Below are 15,823 nucleotides of genomic sequence, written 5' to 3' on the forward strand. Positions count from 1 at the left end.
ATGCAACGGATCGACCACGTCCTGCCCTGGGGGTGTCCTGGCTCCGAGCGGCGGCTGAGCGTTTTTCGCTTCGGCAACGGCCCACGCAAGGCCTATATCCAGGCGTCATTGCACGCCGATGAACTGCCGGGCATGCGTGTCGCCGTCGAGCTCAAGCGCCGCCTGCGCGAGCTGGAGGCGCTGGGTCGCTTGAGCGGAGTGGTCGAGCTGGCGCCGCTAGCCAACCCCATCGGCCTGGCGCAGTTGTTCCAGGCCACCGTCCAGGGACGCTTCGAGTTCGCCAGCGGCAAGAACTTCAACCGGGACTTCTTCGACCTGGCCAGCGCCATCGCCCCGGCCCTGGACGGCAGCCTGGGGGCGGACGGCGCCGCCAACGTGCGGCTGATCCGCGCCGCCATGCAGGCGGCGCTGGAGGCGCTGGCGCCGGCCCGTTCCGAGCTGGAGGGGCTGCAGCGCCTGCTGCTGGGGCATGCCTGCGACGCCGATGTGGTGCTCGACCTGCATTGCGACTTCGAGGCCGTGGTGCACCTGTACAGCCTGCCGCAGCATTGGGATGAACTGCGATCGTTGGCCGCGCGGCTGCAGGCGGGCGCGGTGCTGACCACGGAGGACGCCGGCGGCAGCTCCTTCGACGAAGCCTGCGCCACACCCTGGTTGCAGCTGGCGCGGCGCTTCCCCGCGGCGAATATTCCGCTGGCCTGCCTGGCGACCACGGTCGAGTTGGGCGGCATGGCCGACACCGAGGCGGACCGGGCGCAGGCCAGCGCCGAGGCCATCCTGGCCTTTCTCGCCGAACAGGGGCTGGTCGCCGGCGATTGGCCGGCCGCGCCGGAGGCCAGCTGCGAGGCCACGCCGTTCGAGGGGGCCGAATACGCCTATGCGCCCCATGCCGGGGTGGTGAGTTTCCTGCAGCCGCTGGGCGCCAGAGTCGCGGCCGGCGATCCGCTGTTCGAGGTGATCGACCCGCTGGACGATCGCCGCAGCATCGTCTGTGCGACCGCCAGCGGGGTGCTCTATGCGCGTGAACGGATGCGCTTCGCCCAACCCGGTCTGTGGCTGGCCAAGGTGGCCGGTTCTACCCCTATTCGCCTGGGTCGCCTGTTGAGCGACTGATTCAAGAGAGTGGAAACCATGTACAAACTCGAAGTTCAGGATCTGCACAAGCGCTATGGCAGCCACGAAGTGCTCAAGGGCGTGTCCCTGGCAGCCAAGGCCGGCGACGTGATCAGCATCATCGGCTCCAGCGGCTCGGGCAAGAGTACCTTCCTGCGTTGCATCAACCTGCTGGAGCAGCCCTACGGCGGCAAGATCCTGCTCAACGGCGAGGAGCTCAAGCTGGTGGCCAACAAGGACGGCGGACTCAAGGCCGCCGACCCCAAGCAGCTGCAGCGCATGCGCTCGCGCCTGGCCATGGTGTTCCAGCACTTCAACCTGTGGTCGCACATGAACGTGCTGGAGAACGTCATGGAGGCCCCGGTGCATGTGCTCGGGATGGCCAAGAAGGAGGCCCAGGAGAAGGCCGAGCATTACCTGAACAAGGTCGGCGTGGCGCACCGCAAGGATGCCTACCCGGGGCACATGTCCGGCGGCGAGCAGCAGCGTGTGGCGATCGCCCGGGCCCTGGCCATGGAGCCGGAGGTGATGCTGTTCGACGAGCCGACCTCGGCGCTCGACCCGGAGCTGGTCGGCGAGGTGCTCAAGGTCATGCAGGACCTGGCCACCGAAGGCCGTACCATGGTGGTGGTGACCCACGAGATGGGCTTCGCCCGCGAGGTGTCCAACCAGCTGGTGTTCCTCCACAAGGGCGTGGTAGAAGAGCGGGGCTGTCCGAAGGAGGTGCTGGTCAACCCGCAGTCCGAGCGGCTTCAGCAGTTCCTGTCCGGTAGTCTGAAATAAGCACGAGAGCGGGCGTGGCGGCATGCCCCCCTAAGCCAATAGAGCCTAAACTGCCCCCCATGACTGCCCATCGAATCGGCTTCCTGCTGTGGCCCAATACCAAGCCCCTGACCTTGGCATTGGCCGAGGAAGCCCTGCGTGTCGCCCAACGCGTCCACCCCGAAGTGGCTTACGAACTCTCCTTCCTCCAGGCCGAAGCGCCCGAGGATGGAGCCTGGCGCCTGCCGGGCGAACCCTGGCAGGGCGGGCTGGAGGGCGTGCACAAGCTGTTCCTGCTGGCTGACGAGCCGCCTGCGGCGATGGCCCCGGCGCTGTCGGCTGCGCTCAAGCAGTGGGTGCGCGCCGGCGGCATCGTCGGCGGCGTCTCAGCCGGGGTCTATCCCCTGGCCCAGCTGGGCCTGCTCGACGGCTACCGCGCCGCGGTGCACTGGCGTTGGCAGGACGATTTCAGCGAGCGCTTCCCCAAGGTGATCGCCACCAGCCACCTGTTCGACTGGGACCGCGACCGTCTCTCCGCCTGTGGCGGCCTGGCCGTGCTCGACCTGCTGCTGGCCCTGCTGGCCCGCGATCACGGCGCCGAACTGGCCGGCGCGGTGTCCGAGGAGCTGGTGGTCGAGCGCATCCGTGAGGGTAGCGAACGTCAGCGCATCCCGCTGCAGAATCGCCTGGGCTCCAGCCATCCCAAGCTGACCCAGGCGGTGCTGCTGATGGAGGCGAACATCGAGGAGCCGCTGACCACCGACGAGATCGCCCAGCATGTGTGCGTGTCGCGTCGTCAGCTGGAGCGCATCTTCAAGCAGTACCTGACCCGCGTACCCAGCCAGTATTACCTGGAGTTGCGCCTGAACAAGGCGCGCCAGTTGCTGATGCAGACCAGCAAGTCGATCATCCAGATCGGCCTGTCCTGCGGCTTCTCCTCGGGCCCGCACTTCTCCAGCGCCTACCGCAACTTCTTCGGCGCCACCCCGCGCGAGGACCGCAACCAGCGGCGCAGCAACAGCCCCTTCGAGCTGAGCTCGGCGCCGGTCGAGCGCGAGTGAGTCGAGGCAAATGAAAAAAGCCCGCTGCGATGCGGGCTTTTTTCATTGCGGCACTCGTCAGTCCCGCGGGGGCTGCTGCGGGTACAGCGCCTGGCCGCAGCGGTTGCAGAAGGCCGCCGTCTGCTCGTGCTCGGCCTTCTGACAATTCGGGCAGGCATGCTTGAGGTGTTCGCCGCCGCGGATGGCGCTGGCCAGTTCGGCGGTGAAGATGCCGGTGGGCACGGCGATGATCGAGTAGCCGGTGATCATCACCAGGGTGGAGAGCATCTGCCCGGCCGGGGTCTGCGGGGTGATGTCGCCGTAGCCCACGGTGGTCAGGGTCACCACCGCCCAGTAGATGCTGGTGGGAATGCTGGTGAAGCCATTGACCGGACCCTCGATCACGTACATCAGTGCGCCGAACACCGTGACCAGGGTGGACACGCTGACCAGGAACACCGTGACCTTCTGCCGGCTGCCGCGCAGGGCGGTGAGCAGGAAGTTGGCCTGGCTCAGGTACTGGCGCAGCTTGAGCACGCGGAAGATGCGGATCATGCGCACGACCCGCACGATCATCAGGTACTGGGCGTCGGCGAAGATCAGCGCCAGAATCGCCGGCATCACGGCCAGCAGGTCGACCAGGCCGAAGAAGCTGAAGGCATAGCGCAGCGGTTTGGGCGAGCAGTACAGGCGCAAGCCGTACTCGATGGCGAACATCAGGGTGAAGGCCCACTCCAGGCCGTCGAACAGGCCGGCGTACTGCTGGTGGTAGGCGTCGACGCTGTCGAGCATCACCACCACCAGGCTGGCCAGGATGACCAGCAGCAGCCAGTTGTCGAAGCGCTGTCCGGCCGGTGTGTCGGTGTGGAAGATGATGGCGTAAAGACGTTGGCGCCAGTTATCCATGGCGAACTCCCCTGCTTGCGAGAGGGCGAAGCCTAGGCAGGATGGGCCGGAGGTGGCAAGGGTTCTTCCCAGGCGATGCTCGAATGTCGTGCGCTCTGTGCTGTCGCCAGAGGGCTGCTTGCGCACCGCTCGCGCTGCAACGGCACGTTGCGCGAGCGGTGCGGGCTGTGTCGCCCGCGCTTACGCCCGGCTCACCGGCAGGGCCTAAGCGCGCCGTTGTCAGTCGACCGCCAGGTAGTGCTTGGTGAAGCTGTCGCTGACGACTTCCCACAGGGTGTTGGTGCCGCTGGCGACGAAGAAGGAGTCGCCCGCCTTGTAGTGGGCGGTTTCGCCGGTCTGTTCGTTGGTGATCTTCACCTCGCCGAGGGTCACCACGGCCTGCTCATGGAAGCTATAGGGCAGGCGGAAACGGCTGCGGCGTACGCCGAAGTAGCCGGCGCTGACCGACTCGTCTTCGGTGGCGAAGGTGGTCAGGGCGAACATGCTGTTGTCGCCTTCGATCATTTCGACGCCGATGTCTTCGAGGGTGCCGGAGAGTTCCAGTTCTTCCAGGGTGATGCCTTGCTTGATGCTGTGCAGCATGTCGTTCTCGCTGGGTAGAGGGCGGGTCGCTCGGACCCGGAGAAAGGGCCTACCATAGCAGGGCGGGCCGCGCCGGCCATGCGTATCCGCGACCTCCGCAGCACTGGGATGCGCCGCGTTGCCGTCCGTCAGACACGACAACTCAGTAGGTCGTTCAGCCTGGCCGCTTCTGGAATTCTGGGCGTGCGGCTAACCCATCCAAGAGTCACGGATGAACTCGGGGCGGCATTGCTTGCTCTGGGAGATAAACACTCCTTCAGCACGCTGTGAGCTTGATCGAAAGTGTCCGTGCTAACGGGGTAGACCCCTTCAAGGAGGGCTAAGTTAGTGCCATGCAAATCTGTCCCTCTTTTTGCCTGTTGTCACCTTTTGCGCACCGCTATGGGGCGCCTGTTACGGGCGGAGGCAGGCCGCCTGCTTCATTTCGTGCCGCTGTCGCTCGAGAGGGGGCGGCGGCACCCTAGGCGCCGCCGCGGCAGCCATGGAGCAAGTCGTCGGAGGCTGTCGCAATGGCATAACAAGTAGTCCGATGGGAGGTTGCATTTACTTGCTGAGACCTTTTGTCCGTTTTCGCTCGGGAGTAACTACAGGCGGGCACGGGCATTGCTCCAGTACCTGTGACTGCCTCTGCCGGCCAGCCTCAGGGGGAGGCCCCGAAGGAAGTCGCTCAGTCGCAACGGTTTTCAAACCTCGGGCGTGGTATGCCTGCACATGCCTCTCGCCCGATATAGGAAGGAACGCCATGGCAACCGTGATCGATGCTCTCAATACCTTGTTCCGGCGCCATGTCCTGATCTACGGACACCTGGCGGTGGGCATTCTCTTCACCGTCGGCATCGGGTCTCTGCAATTTCGCCATTTCCCCGCATTCTTCCGCCCCGTGTTGCGCGCCCCGGCAACCGATAAGAATCGCATCACGCCGATCCAGGCGCTGTACACCAGCCTGGCCTCGCGCGTGGGCATCGGCAGCCTGGTCGAGGTGCCCATGGTGCTCAAGAGTGTCTTCGGCCTGGGAGCGGCCGTCGGCGGCGTTGCCGGCGCCATGCTCATTGGTATCAAGCGTGGGTTGCTCTCCAACGAGGCCAGCATAGGCTCGGCGCCGAACATCGCCGCGGTCGCGACCTTGCTGGCTGTGGTGTGGGGGGCTTATGCGAGCATGGCACAGTCTTCGATACCGCCGCTGCTGCGAGGGGGCTGATGGCGACCGTCGGCATGGCCGCGAGCTGCCTGCTCTCCGGCCTGCTGGCCAAGCTGACCCGCGACTACTTCTCGCAGAGCGGTGAGGGCGTACCGGCCTTCGACTCGGCGGACTATTCGGAACTCGCCGGGAAAAACGATCAGAAAATAAGGGGCGAACAGCCGCGATCGCTGCCGGGGGAGGAAGGCGGGGTGGCGGCATACGTCCTGGGATAGCAAAAGGTTAGGACAACGACCCGCAGCGTTGCCGGCGTCATGGCTTCACTCGCGGTTTTTGCAATGCTTGTTTAGCGTCACATGGAGTGCCCCAGCCCTGAAGTGTCGACTGCTCCTCGGGCGCCGATAGTTTCTGCGCCAGCCCGTTGGGCGTCATCCGGACACGTCGAAAAAACCACCTCCCGCTTCTCTGTACCGAAACAGCCAAACCCTTAATCCGATACGCACATTGTCCATGTGACATGGGCCGGGCGGCCTGGCCCGTGTGGGGGATGATAACAAGGAGTCAATAATGTCCCGTTCCTTCTATGACGAGATGTACCAGGCGTGCGGCGAATGCCGCCCGCACTACCGGGAGTTCGAGCGCTGGCTAGCGGACACGCCGCAGGACCTGCTGGCGCAGCGGCGGCGCGAAGCGGACCTGCTGTTCCACCGTGCGGGCATCACCTTCACCCTCTATGGCGATGACCAGGGCACCGAGCGCCTGATTCCCTTCGACATCATTCCGCGCAGCATCCCGGCCAGCGAGTGGCGCATGGTCGAGCGCGGCTGCATCCAGCGGGTGCAGGCGCTGAACATGTTCCTCACCGACCTCTACCATGACCAGCGCATCCTCAAGGCCGGCGTCATCCCGGCCGAGCAGGTGCTGGCCAATGAGGCTTATCAGCTGGCGATGCAGGGGCTCGACCTGCACCGCAACCTCTACGCCCATATCGCCGGGGTCGACCTGGTGCGCGATGGCGACGGCAGCTACTACGTGCTGGAGGACAACCTGCGCACGCCGAGCGGCGTCAGTTATATGCTCGAGGACCGCAAGATGATGATGCGCCTGTTCCCCGAGCTGTTTGCCGCCCAGCGGGTGGCGCCGATCAACCACTACCCCAATCTGTTGCTCGACACCTTGAAGAGCGCCAGCGCACTGGACAACCCCACCGTGGTGGTGCTGACTCCCGGGCGCTTCAACAGCGCCTACTTCGAGCACGCCTTCCTGGCCCGCGAGATGGGCGTGGAATTGGTCGAAGGCGCCGACCTGCTGGTGCGTGACGACAAGTTGTACATGCGCACCACCGCCGGGGCCAAGCAGGTGGACGTGGTCTACCGGCGGATCGACGATGCCTTCCTCGACCCCCTGGCCTTCAACCCGGACTCCATGCTCGGCGTCCCCGGGCTGTTGTCGACCTACCGTTCGGGCAACGTGGTGCTGGCCAATGCCATAGGCACGGGGGTGGCGGACGACAAGTCGATCTACCCCTATGTGGGCGAGATGATCCGCTTCTATCTGGACGAGGAGGCCATCCTCAAGAACGTGCCGACCTGGCAGTGCCGCAAGCCCGAGGAGCTGTCCCATGTGCTGGCCAACCTGTCGCAACTGGTGGTCAAGGAAGCCCAGGGCTCCGGCGGCTACGGCATGCTGGTCGGACCGGCGGCGAGCAAGGCGGAAATCGAGAAGTTCCGCGAGCGTCTGATGGCCAAGCCGGAGGCCTATATCGCCCAGCCGACCCTGTCGCTGTCGACCTGCCCCACCTTCGTCGAGAACGGCATCGCGCCGCGGCATATCGACCTGCGTCCGTTCGTCCTGTCTGGCCGCGAGACTCGCCTGGTGCCCGGCGGCCTGACCCGCGTGGCGCTGCGCGAAGGCTCGCTGGTGGTCAACTCGTCGCAGGGCGGCGGGACCAAGGACACCTGGGTAGTGGAGGACTGATCATGTTGAGTAGAACCGCTTCCGATCTGTACTGGATGTCGCGCTACCTGGAGCGTGCCGAGAACCTGGCTCGCATGCTCGACGTCTGCTATTCGCTGTCGCTGATGCCACAAGCCGGACGCACCGATGGCAATGACGAACTGGCCATGGCCTTGCTCAGCACCGGCACCCTGGAGGTCTATCAACAGCGCCATGGCGAGCTGAACGCCGAGCGCATGCTGCAGTTCTTCGCCCTCGATGAGGACAACCCGGCGAGCATCTACTGCTGCCTGCAGGCCGCGCGCAGCAATGCCCATGCGGTGCGCGGGCGGATCACCGCGGACATGTGGGAGAACATCAACGCCACCTGGCTGGAGATGCGCGGCATCGCCGAGCAGGGCCTGGGGCGCTACGGCATCAGCCGCTTCTGCGAGTGGGTCAAGGAGCGCTCGCACCTGTTCCGCGGCGCCACCTCCGGCACCATCATGCGCAACGAGGCCTACAGCTTCATCCGCCTCGGCACCTTCATCGAACGGGGCGACAACACGCTGCGTCTGCTCGATGCGCGTTACGAGATGTTTGGCGAGGAATCGGAAGAAGTCAGCGACCGGTCGGCGCGCGGCTACTACCAATGGAGCGCCTTGCTCCGCGCGCTGTCCTCATTCGAGGCCTACGCCGGGGTCTACCGCGGCTCGCCCGCCGCCGGCAAGGTGTCCGAGCTGCTGCTGCTGCGCCCCGACGTGCCGCGCTCGCTGCGCGCCTGCGTGGAAGAGCTCAACCACATCCTCGCCAGCCTGCCTGGCGACAACGGTCGCCCGGCGCAGCGCCTGGCCGCCGAACTGGAGGCGCGGCTGCGTTACACCAGCATCGAGGAAGTGCTCGACGAAGGCCTGCATGCCTGGCTCAGCGATTTCATCGGGCAGGTGCGTCAGTTGGCCCGGACCATCCACGGTTCCTACCTGGAGGTGATATGAAACTTTCCATTCGTCACGACACCACCTACCGCTACGACGACCAGGTGCGTGCGAGCATCCAGTACCTGCGCCTGACCCCTCACGACAGCAAGCGTCAGCGCGTGCTCGACTGGCAACTCGAGCTGCCGCGCCCGGTGCGCGCGCAGCTCGACCCCTATGGCAACATCCTGCATGTGCTGACCCTCGACGAGCCGCACGAGTCGATCGCTATCGGCGCCCGCGGCGAGGTCGAGATCGACGAGAGAAGCGAGGCCGAGCACGAAAGCCGGTCGGCCCTGCCGTTCCTGCGGGTGAGCCGCCTGACCCAGGCGGACGAGGCGCTAAGCGACTTCGCCCAACGGCACTGTGCCAGCCGGCGCGACCGCCGCGGCCTGATCGGTCTGATGGAAGCGCTCAACCAGCATATTCGCTACAAGCCGGGCTCGACGCAGGTGGACAGCACTGCAGCCGAGGCCTTCGCCGGACGTGAAGGGGTGTGCCAGGACCATACCCACGCCTTTCTCGCCTGTGCGCGCAGCCTGGGCATTCCGGCGCGCTATGTGTCCGGCTATCTGTGCACCGAGGACGAAAGCCACCTGGCCAGCCACGCCTGGGCCGAGGCCTGGCTGGACGGCGCCTGGTACAGCTTCGACGTGACCAACTGCCTGGCCAGGCCGGAGCGCCACCTCAAGCTGGCGGTCGGCCTGGATTACCTCGATGCCAGTCCGGTGCGCGGCATGCGCCGCGGCGGCGGTGGCGAGCAGATGCATGCGCGGGTTGTGGTCAGCCAGTTTCAGACCAGCACCTGAGGCCGCAGACAACAGAGCCCCGCGTCTGCGTACGCGGGAAACTATGACGATGGAATCGATTTCATGACTTACTGCGTTGCGATGCACCTGGCCGATGGGCTGGTGTTCGTGTCCGATTCGCGCACCAATGCCGGCATCGACAAGATTTCCACTTTCCGCAAGCTGTTCACCTTCGGCGTGCCGGGTGAACGTCTGATCGTCCTGCAGACGGCAGGCAACCTGGCCACTTCGCAATCGGTGATCAAGCTGTTGCAGCAGCGCCTCGGTGGCGAGCGCGCCAATCTGCATCAGGTCGCCACCCTCTACGACGCCACCGCCCTGGTGGCCGAGACCCTGCGCGAGGTGGTAGCGCGCGACGCTGCGCCGCTGGCCGCAGACACCGATCTGACGTGCTCCTTCCTGGTCGGCGGGCAGATCGCCGACGGCCCGACGGAGCTCTACAGCATCTATCCGCAGGGCAACTTCATCCAGGCCACGGAAGATACGCCGTTCTTGCAACTGGGCGAGAGCAAGTACGGCCGTTCGATCCTGGTGCGCAACCTGGCGTATGGCAGCGGGCTGGAGGAAGCCCTGCGTTGTGCCCTGCTGTCCTTCGATTCGACCATTCGCAGCAACCTGTCGGTCAGCATGCCGCTGGACCTGCTGGTCTATCGGCGCGACAGCCTGGAGATTCCCAGCGGTTATCGGGTGAGCGAGGACGATCCGTACTTCGCCAGCATTCGTCGCCAGTGGGCCACAGGCCTGAAGGCCCTGTTCGACCAACTGCCGCAAGTGCCGACGGTATACTCCGGTGGGCCCGCGACAGAGTGGCTATGACCCCGGCGTGCCATAGGCGGTTGCGCGGCATGCCGGTGCATTCAAGGCCTCTCCCGTGGCGTGTTGACCGCTACCGCCTGGCGCCAGCATTCGCGGCCGGCCTGGACCAGCCAGCAGGCGAGGATGAAGGGCAGGGTCAGCACCGGCAGGCCGAGGGTTGCGAGGCCCGCCTGCAGCAGCGTGGCCAGGACGCTGCCCAGCAGTAGCACCCAGGGTCGGCGCTGTACCTGGCTCAGGGCGATCGCCGCCAGCACGGCGTTGTAGCCGAACAGCCCGTTCAGGGCGTCGGCCTGCGACCAGCCCAGCAGCGCGGCCAGGCCCAGGCCAGCGGCTGCGCCGAGCAGGGCCCAGAGGGCGGCGCGACGGTCGGCCAGCAACAGGCCGAGCAGCAGGCACAGGCCGGACAGGGGGTTATCGAGGAAGATCACCTGGCCCAGGCCGCGCAGCACCGCCAGCATGGTACCGAACCCGTCCAGGGTGGGCGCGCCGGCCGCGACCTCGTCCCGTAGCGGTAGCGGCAGAGGTGCGGCCAGGGCCAGCAGCCCCCAACCGAGCAGGACGAAGGGCAGGGTGAAGGCCGGTAGCCAGCCGCGCCGGCGCATCCGCGTCATCCAGGGCGCCAGCAGCAGGCTGGACAGCCCGCCGCCGAGGGTGATCAACAGCGCCAGCAGCGGCGACCAGGCGAACTGCAGGCTGGCCAGCAGGCCGAGGAGGATGCCGTTGTAGCCGTACAGGCCGATCTCGATATCGGCGCGCGGACAGTCGCGCCAGCGGGCCACCAGCATGCCGCTCAGGCCACCGAGCAGGGCGCCGCCGAGCAGGTTCGGTGCGCCGAGGGCGAGCGCCAGCAGCACCAGCAGGCCGCAGCCGGGATGGCTCTGCAGGAATATTTGGCTGAAGCCGTTGAGCAATGCGCGCAAGCCGCGCAGGACGTGGGTGGGCAGGGGCGACATAGAGGCTCGGCGTGAATGAAAACAGGCGCCGGTGAGAGCGCCCATCGGTCCAATCGTAGGGTGGGCTACGGCGCAACGTACAGCCGTGGCAGGCAGAATATCCGCGCCCTGCGCCTAACGAAACTGAATAAAAAGAGGCGCCCGCTGCCGCAGCAGGGGACGCCTGTAATCTGGCAATGCCAGCGTGGGAGCATGGAGGCTGCGGCCCGCAATGTTGCGGGCCAGGGTCAGCGGTCGGTCAGTGCAGGGTCTCTATGCGCAGGCTGTTGGTGCTGCCTGGCTGACCGAAGGGCTCGCCGGCGGTGATCACCAGGGTGTCGCCGCGTTGCGCCATGCCCTGGGCCTGGGCGATCTCCACGGCGGTGCTGGTGACGGCTTCGACCTGATGCAGGCGCTCGTTGACCACCGAGTAGATGCCCCAGGCCACGCTCAGGCGGCGCGCGGTGTCGAGGTTCGGCGTCAGGCTCAAGATCGGCGCCTTCGGTCGCTCGCGCGAGGCGCGCAGGCTGCTGGCCCCGGATTCGGTGTAGTTGACCAGCGCGGCCACCGGCAGGATGGCGCTGATACGGCGAATAGCGCAGCTGATGGCGTCCGAGGCTGTGGCCTCGGCCTGGGGCCTGCCGACGTCCAGCTGGCTCTGGAAGTCCGGGCCGCCCTCCACCTGGCGGATGATCTTGCTCATCATCTGCACGGCCTCCAGCGGGTAGTCGCCGGAGGCGGTCTCGGCCGACAGCATCACCGCATCGGCCCCCTCGGCCACGGCGTTGGCCACGTCGGTGACCTCGGCACGGGTCGGCGCGGGGGAGAAACGCATGGATTCGAGCATCTGGGTGGCCACCACCACCGGTCGGCCGAGCTGGCGGCAGATGCGGATGATGTCCTTCTGGATGCGCGGTACGTTCTCCGCCGGCACCTCCACGCCCAGGTCGCCGCGGGCGACCATGATGGCGTCGCACAGCTGGGCGATTTCGGCGATCTTCTGCACCGCCGAGGGCTTCTCGATCTTGGCCATGAGGGCGGCCTTGCCCTGGATCAGCGCGCGGGCCTCGAGGATGTCCTCGGGGCGCTGGACGAAGGACAGGGCCACCCAGTCCACGCCCAGTTCCAGGCCGAAGGTCAGGTCGCGGCGATCCTTCTCGGTCAGCGGGCTCAGTTGCAGCACCGCCTCGGGCACGTTGACCCCCTTGCGGTCGGACAGCTCGCCGCCGGCGATCACCTCGGTGATCACCGCGTCGTGTTCCTTGGCGGTCACCTGCAGGCGCAGACGGCCGTCGTCCAGCAGCAGGTTCATCCCCGGCTGCAGGGCCTCGATGATTTCCGGGTGCGGCAGGTTGACCCGCCGGGCGTCGCCCGGGGTACTGTCCAGATCCAGGCGCAGGGCCTGGCCGCGCTGCAGCTCGACCTTGCCTTCGGCGAAGCGGCCGACCCGCAGCTTGGGTCCCTGCAGGTCCATGAGGATGCCGATGGGCGTGCCCAGCTGGCGTTCCACTTCGCGTACCCAGTTGTAACGCTGGGCGTGGTCGGCGTGCTCGCCGTGGCTGAAGTTGAGGCGAAACAGATTGACCCCGGCCTCCACCAGCTGGCGGATCTGTTCGATGCCTTCGACGGCCGGCCCGAGGGTGGCGAGGATCTTAACTTTCTTGTCGGCGTTCATTGGGCGGGTTCCTCGAGGATCAGAATGGCGCGGAAATCGTTGACGTTGGTACGGGTCGGGCCGCTGACGATCAGGGCGTCCAGGGCGGCGAAGTAGCCATAGCCGTCGTTGTTGTCCAGCTCGTCGCGGGCGTTCAGGCCCAGGCGCGCGGCGCGGGCGTAGGCGTCCGGGGTCATCAGGGCGCCGGCGTTGTCCTCGGAGCCGTCGATGCCGTCGGTGTCGCCGGCCAGGGCGTAGACCCCGGGCAGGCCCTTGAGACTCTCGGTGAGACTCAGCAGGAACTCGGCGTTGCGCCCGCCGCGGCCGTTGCCGCGCACGGTGACGGTGGTCTCGCCGCCGGAGAGGATCACGCAGGGCGCCTCGAGCGGCTGGCCGTGCAGGCGCACCTGGCGGGCGATGCCGGCATGCACCTTGGCCACCTCGCGCGACTCGCCCTCCAGATCGCCGAGGATCAGCGGGGTGAAGCCGGCGGCGCGGGCCTTCTCGGCGGCGGCCTCCAGGGACTGCTGGGGGGTGGCGATCAGCTGGAAGTGGCTGCGCGAGAGCACCGGGTCGCCGGGCTTGACCGTCTCCGAGCGCGGGTCCTGCAGCCAGGTGCGCACGTTGGCCGGAATCTCGATCTGGTAGCGCGCCAGTATCGCCAGGGCCTCGGCCGAGGTGGTCGGGTCGGCCACCGTGGGGCCGGAGGCGATCACCGTGGCCTCGTCGCCCGGCACGTCGGAAATCGCGTAGGTATAGACGCTGGCCGGCCAGCAGGCCTTGGCCAGGCGGCCGCCCTTGATCGCCGAGAGGTGCTTGCGCACGCAGTTCATCTCGCCGATGGAGGCGCCGGACTTGAGCAGGGCCTTGTTGATCGCCTGTTTGTCTTTGAGTGTGATGCCCTCGGCCGGCAGGGCCAGCAGCGAGGAACCGCCGCCGGACAGCAGGAAAATCACCCAGTCGGACTCCTGCAGGTTGCTGACCAGCTCCAGCACCCGCCGCGCGACCCGCTCGCCGGCATCGTCCGGTACCGGATGGGCGGCTTCCACCACCTCGATCTTCTTGCAGTCGGCGCCGTGCTCGTAGCGGGTCACCACCAGGCCGGAGACCTCGCCCTGCCATTCGCGCTCGATCACCTCGGCCATGGCGGCGGCGGCCTTGCCGGCGCCTATGACGATGACCCGACCGCTACGGTCGGCGGGCAGGTGGTCGGCCAGCACCTGGCGCGGGTGGGCGGCGTCGATGGCGGCGCTGAACAGCTCGCGCAGCAGGCTTTGCGGATCGATGGACATGGCAGGCTCTCTTGTTATCGCTGGAACAACGTCGATTCTACTGCGCGGCGTCCGCCCTGCAGGCGCTGCGCACTAGAATCGACCCACCCGGCTGGCAGGCCGTGACACCGCCAGCCAGGCAGATCGAAAGGGTTGCCGCGGGAGGGCTGACCCCCTCCCGCGACCTGTGGCCTCACTCGCCGCGGATGTTGAAATTGGCCATGTGCTCCAGGCCCTTGATCAGCGCCGAGTGATCCCAGTTGCTGCCGCCGATGGCCGCACAGGTGCTGAACACCTGCTGGGCGTTGGCGGTGTTGGGCAGGTTCAGGCTCAGCTCCTTGGCGCCGGCCAGCGCCAGGTTGAGGTCCTTCTGGTGCAGGCTGATGCGGAAGCCCGGATCGAAGGTGCCCTTGATCATGCGCTCGCCGTGCACCTCGAGGATCTTCGAGCCGGCGAAGCCGCCCATCAGCGCCTCGCGCACCTTGGCCGGATCGGCGCCGTTCTTGGCGGCGAACAGCAGGGCCTCGGCCACCGCCTGGATGTTCAGGGCGACGATGATCTGGTTGGCCACCTTGGCGGTCTGGCCGTCGCCGTTGCCGCCGACGCGGGTGATGTTCTTGCCCATGGCCTGGAACAGCGGCAGGGCGCGCTCGAAGGCATTCGGGCAGCCACCGACCATGATCGACAGGGTGGCCGCCTTGGCGCCGACTTCACCGCCGGACACCGGGGCGTCCAGGTAGGCGGCGCCGGTGGCCTTGATCTTCTCGGCGAAGGTCTTGGTGGCGGTGGGGGAGATCGAGCTCATGTCGATCACCACCTTGCCGGCGCCGACGCCCTCGGCCACGCCGTCAGCGCGGAACAGCACGTCTTCGACCTGGGGGGTGTCCGGCACCATGACGATGATGAACTCGGCTTCCTGGGCGACTTCGCGCGGGTTGGCCAGGGCGATGCCGTTGTCGCCCAGCAGGTCGGCCGGGGCCTTGTCGAAGTGCTCGGAGAAGAACAGGGTGTGGCCGGCGTTCTGCAGGTTCTGCGCCATGGGCTTGCCCATGATGCCGGTGCCGATAAATCCGATTTTAGCCATGAGAGATCTCCTCTGATTAGATGGCGTTGTGCGCTTTCATCCAGCCAAGGCCGGCAGCGGTGGTGGTGGCGGGCTTGTACTCACAGCCGATCCAGCCCTGGTAGCCGATGCGGTCCAGGTGCTCGAAGAGGAAGCGGTAGTTGATCTCGCCGGTGCCCGGCTCGTTGCGGCCCGGGTTGTCGGCCAACTGCACATGGTTGATCGCCGCCAGGTTGGCCTCGACGGTGCGGGCCAGGTCACCCTCCATGATCTGCATGTGGTAGATGTCGTACTGCAGGTACAGGTTGCTGCTGCCGACCTTGTCGCGAATGGCCAGCGCCTGCTGGGTGTTGTTCAGGTAGAAGCCGGGGATGTCGCGGGTGTTGATGGCTTCCATGACCAGCTTGATGCCGGCGGCCTCGAGCTTGTCGGCGGCATACTTGAGGTTGTCGACGAAGGTCTTCTCCACCGTGGCGCAGTCGACGCCCTGGGGGCGGATGCCGGCCAGGCAGTTGATCTGGCTGTTGCCCAGGACCTGGGCGTAGGCGATGGCCTTATCGACGCCGGCACGGAACTCCTCGACCCGGTCCGGGTGGCAGGCGATACCGCGCTCGCCCTTGGCCCAGTCGCCTGCGGGCAGGTTGAACAGCACCTGGGTCAGCTGGTTGGCGTCCAGGCGGGCCTTGATCTGCTCGACCGGGAAATCGTAGGGGAAGAGGTATTCCACGCCGCTGAAGCCGGCTTCGGCGGCGGCGGCGAAACGCTCCAGGAAGTCCACCTCGGTGAACAGCATGGACAGGTTGGCGGCAAAACGGGGCATAAAAGCAC

At 66.6% G+C, this 15,823-nt stretch carries 16 protein-coding genes; 9 read left to right on the forward strand and 7 right to left on the reverse strand.

Going from position 1 to position 15,823, the window contains the following annotated elements; genetic code table 11:
• The 3 genes from SBP02_RS09080 to argR are packed head-to-tail and all read left to right on the forward strand — an operon-like array spanning position 1 to position 2,936.
• Positions 1-1,113 (forward strand): succinylglutamate desuccinylase/aspartoacylase family protein, encoded by a 1,113-nt coding sequence (locus SBP02_RS09080; protein WP_318646059.1) that lies wholly within the window; start codon positions 1-3, stop codon positions 1,111-1,113.
• Between the two features lie 18 nt (positions 1,114-1,131).
• A complete protein-coding gene (locus SBP02_RS09085; RefSeq protein WP_318646060.1) occupies positions 1,132-1,896 on the forward strand; it encodes an ABC transporter ATP-binding protein in 765 nt (254 codons plus the stop codon).
• A gap of 59 nt (positions 1,897-1,955) precedes the next feature.
• Positions 1,956-2,936, forward strand: a complete 981-nt coding sequence (gene argR / locus SBP02_RS09090; RefSeq protein ID WP_318646061.1) for a transcriptional regulator ArgR — start codon at positions 1,956-1,958, stop codon at positions 2,934-2,936.
• 57 nt (positions 2,937-2,993) lie between these two features.
• On the opposite strand, the gene SBP02_RS09095 is transcribed toward argR, so the two are convergent.
• Positions 2,994-3,821 carry an ion transporter gene (locus SBP02_RS09095; protein ID WP_318646062.1) on the reverse strand — a complete coding sequence of 276 codons (828 nt, stop codon included), beginning with the start codon at positions 3,819-3,821 and terminating at the stop codon, positions 2,994-2,996.
• A 219-nt stretch (positions 3,822-4,040) separates the two neighbouring features.
• Positions 4,041-4,403 carry a cupin domain-containing protein gene (locus SBP02_RS09100; protein WP_318646063.1) on the reverse strand — a complete coding sequence of 121 codons (363 nt, stop codon included), beginning with the start codon at positions 4,401-4,403 and terminating at the stop codon, positions 4,041-4,043.
• Positions 4,404-5,145: 742 nt separating this feature from the next.
• On the opposite strand from SBP02_RS09100, the gene SBP02_RS09105 reads away from it, so the two are divergent.
• The 6 genes from SBP02_RS09105 (at position 5,146) to SBP02_RS09130 (ending at position 10,075) form a co-directional block, all read left to right on the forward strand.
• Positions 5,146-5,601 (forward strand): alanine:cation symporter family protein, encoded by a 456-nt coding sequence (locus tag SBP02_RS09105; protein WP_318646064.1) that lies wholly within the window; start codon positions 5,146-5,148, stop codon positions 5,599-5,601.
• Positions 5,601-5,816 carry a hypothetical protein gene (locus tag SBP02_RS09110; protein WP_318646065.1) on the forward strand — a complete coding sequence of 72 codons (216 nt, stop codon included), beginning with the start codon at positions 5,601-5,603 and terminating at the stop codon, positions 5,814-5,816. The genes SBP02_RS09105 and SBP02_RS09110 overlap by 1 nt, the downstream gene beginning before the upstream one ends.
• Positions 5,817-6,108: 292 nt before the next feature.
• Positions 6,109-7,518, forward strand: a complete 1,410-nt coding sequence (locus SBP02_RS09115; protein ID WP_318646066.1) for a circularly permuted type 2 ATP-grasp protein — start codon at positions 6,109-6,111, stop codon at positions 7,516-7,518.
• A 2-nt stretch (positions 7,519-7,520) separates the two neighbouring features.
• Entirely contained in the window at positions 7,521-8,471 is a 951-nt protein-coding gene (locus SBP02_RS09120) for an alpha-E domain-containing protein (protein WP_318646067.1), read from the forward strand.
• A complete protein-coding gene (locus tag SBP02_RS09125) occupies positions 8,468-9,259 on the forward strand; it encodes a transglutaminase family protein (protein ID WP_318646068.1) in 792 nt (263 codons plus the stop codon). Before SBP02_RS09120 ends, SBP02_RS09125 begins: the two co-directional genes overlap by 4 nt.
• A gap of 63 nt (positions 9,260-9,322) precedes the next feature.
• On the forward strand, positions 9,323-10,075 hold the full coding sequence (locus SBP02_RS09130) for a proteasome-type protease (RefSeq protein ID WP_318646069.1): 753 nt from the start codon (positions 9,323-9,325) through the stop codon (positions 10,073-10,075).
• A 41-nt stretch (positions 10,076-10,116) separates the two neighbouring features.
• On the opposite strand, the gene SBP02_RS09135 is transcribed toward SBP02_RS09130, so the two are convergent.
• The 5 genes from SBP02_RS09135 to hyi form a co-directional block, all read right to left on the reverse strand.
• Complete coding sequence (locus tag SBP02_RS09135) at positions 10,117-11,028, reverse strand: urea transporter (protein WP_318646070.1); 912 nt, start codon at positions 11,026-11,028, stop codon at positions 10,117-10,119.
• 238 nt (positions 11,029-11,266) lie between these two features.
• Positions 11,267-12,682, reverse strand: coding sequence for a pyruvate kinase (gene pyk, locus SBP02_RS09140; protein WP_318646071.1), 1,416 nt, complete (start codon positions 12,680-12,682; stop codon positions 11,267-11,269).
• A complete protein-coding gene (locus SBP02_RS09145) occupies positions 12,679-13,953 on the reverse strand; it encodes a glycerate kinase type-2 family protein (protein WP_318646072.1) in 1,275 nt (424 codons plus the stop codon). The genes pyk and SBP02_RS09145 overlap by 4 nt, the downstream gene beginning before the upstream one ends.
• A gap of 172 nt (positions 13,954-14,125) precedes the next feature.
• Complete coding sequence (locus tag SBP02_RS09150) at positions 14,126-15,016, reverse strand: 2-hydroxy-3-oxopropionate reductase (protein ID WP_318646073.1); 891 nt, start codon at positions 15,014-15,016, stop codon at positions 14,126-14,128.
• Between the two features lie 16 nt (positions 15,017-15,032).
• Positions 15,033-15,815, reverse strand: a complete 783-nt coding sequence (gene hyi, locus SBP02_RS09155; RefSeq protein WP_318646074.1) for a hydroxypyruvate isomerase — start codon at positions 15,813-15,815, stop codon at positions 15,033-15,035.
• Between the last annotated feature and the right edge of the window lie 8 nt (positions 15,816-15,823).

Source organism: Pseudomonas benzenivorans, assembly GCF_033547155.1.
Taxonomy (GTDB): domain Bacteria; phylum Pseudomonadota; class Gammaproteobacteria; order Pseudomonadales; family Pseudomonadaceae; genus Aquipseudomonas; species Aquipseudomonas benzenivorans_B.

What these genes read in the sequence shown, in the direction of transcription:
- SBP02_RS09095 (WP_318646062.1), bottom strand. Translation starts at nt 3,821, where the DNA reads ATGGATAACTGGCGCCAACGTCTTTACGCCATCATCTTCCACACCGAC.
- SBP02_RS09150 (WP_318646073.1), bottom strand. Translation starts at nt 15,016, where the DNA reads ATGGCTAAAATCGGATTTATCGGCACCGGCATCATGGGCAAGCCCATG.
- SBP02_RS09100 (WP_318646063.1), bottom strand. Translation starts at nt 4,403, where the DNA reads ATGCTGCACAGCATCAAGCAAGGCATCACCCTGGAAGAACTGGAACTC.
- pyk (WP_318646071.1), bottom strand. Translation starts at nt 12,682, where the DNA reads ATGAACGCCGACAAGAAAGTTAAGATCCTCGCCACCCTCGGGCCGGCC.
- SBP02_RS09080 (WP_318646059.1), top strand. Translation starts at nt 1, where the DNA reads ATGCAACGGATCGACCACGTCCTGCCCTGGGGGTGTCCTGGCTCCGAG.
- SBP02_RS09120 (WP_318646067.1), top strand. Translation starts at nt 7,521, where the DNA reads ATGTTGAGTAGAACCGCTTCCGATCTGTACTGGATGTCGCGCTACCTG.
- SBP02_RS09145 (WP_318646072.1), bottom strand. Translation starts at nt 13,953, where the DNA reads ATGTCCATCGATCCGCAAAGCCTGCTGCGCGAGCTGTTCAGCGCCGCC.
- SBP02_RS09130 (WP_318646069.1), top strand. Translation starts at nt 9,323, where the DNA reads ATGACTTACTGCGTTGCGATGCACCTGGCCGATGGGCTGGTGTTCGTG.
- SBP02_RS09125 (WP_318646068.1), top strand. Translation starts at nt 8,468, where the DNA reads ATGAAACTTTCCATTCGTCACGACACCACCTACCGCTACGACGACCAG.
- SBP02_RS09135 (WP_318646070.1), bottom strand. Translation starts at nt 11,028, where the DNA reads ATGTCGCCCCTGCCCACCCACGTCCTGCGCGGCTTGCGCGCATTGCTC.
- SBP02_RS09115 (WP_318646066.1), top strand. Translation starts at nt 6,109, where the DNA reads ATGTCCCGTTCCTTCTATGACGAGATGTACCAGGCGTGCGGCGAATGC.
- SBP02_RS09085 (WP_318646060.1), top strand. Translation starts at nt 1,132, where the DNA reads ATGTACAAACTCGAAGTTCAGGATCTGCACAAGCGCTATGGCAGCCAC.
- SBP02_RS09110 (WP_318646065.1), top strand. Translation starts at nt 5,601, where the DNA reads ATGGCGACCGTCGGCATGGCCGCGAGCTGCCTGCTCTCCGGCCTGCTG.
- SBP02_RS09105 (WP_318646064.1), top strand. Translation starts at nt 5,146, where the DNA reads ATGGCAACCGTGATCGATGCTCTCAATACCTTGTTCCGGCGCCATGTC.
- argR (WP_318646061.1), top strand. Translation starts at nt 1,956, where the DNA reads ATGACTGCCCATCGAATCGGCTTCCTGCTGTGGCCCAATACCAAGCCC.
- hyi (WP_318646074.1), bottom strand. Translation starts at nt 15,815, where the DNA reads ATGCCCCGTTTTGCCGCCAACCTGTCCATGCTGTTCACCGAGGTGGAC.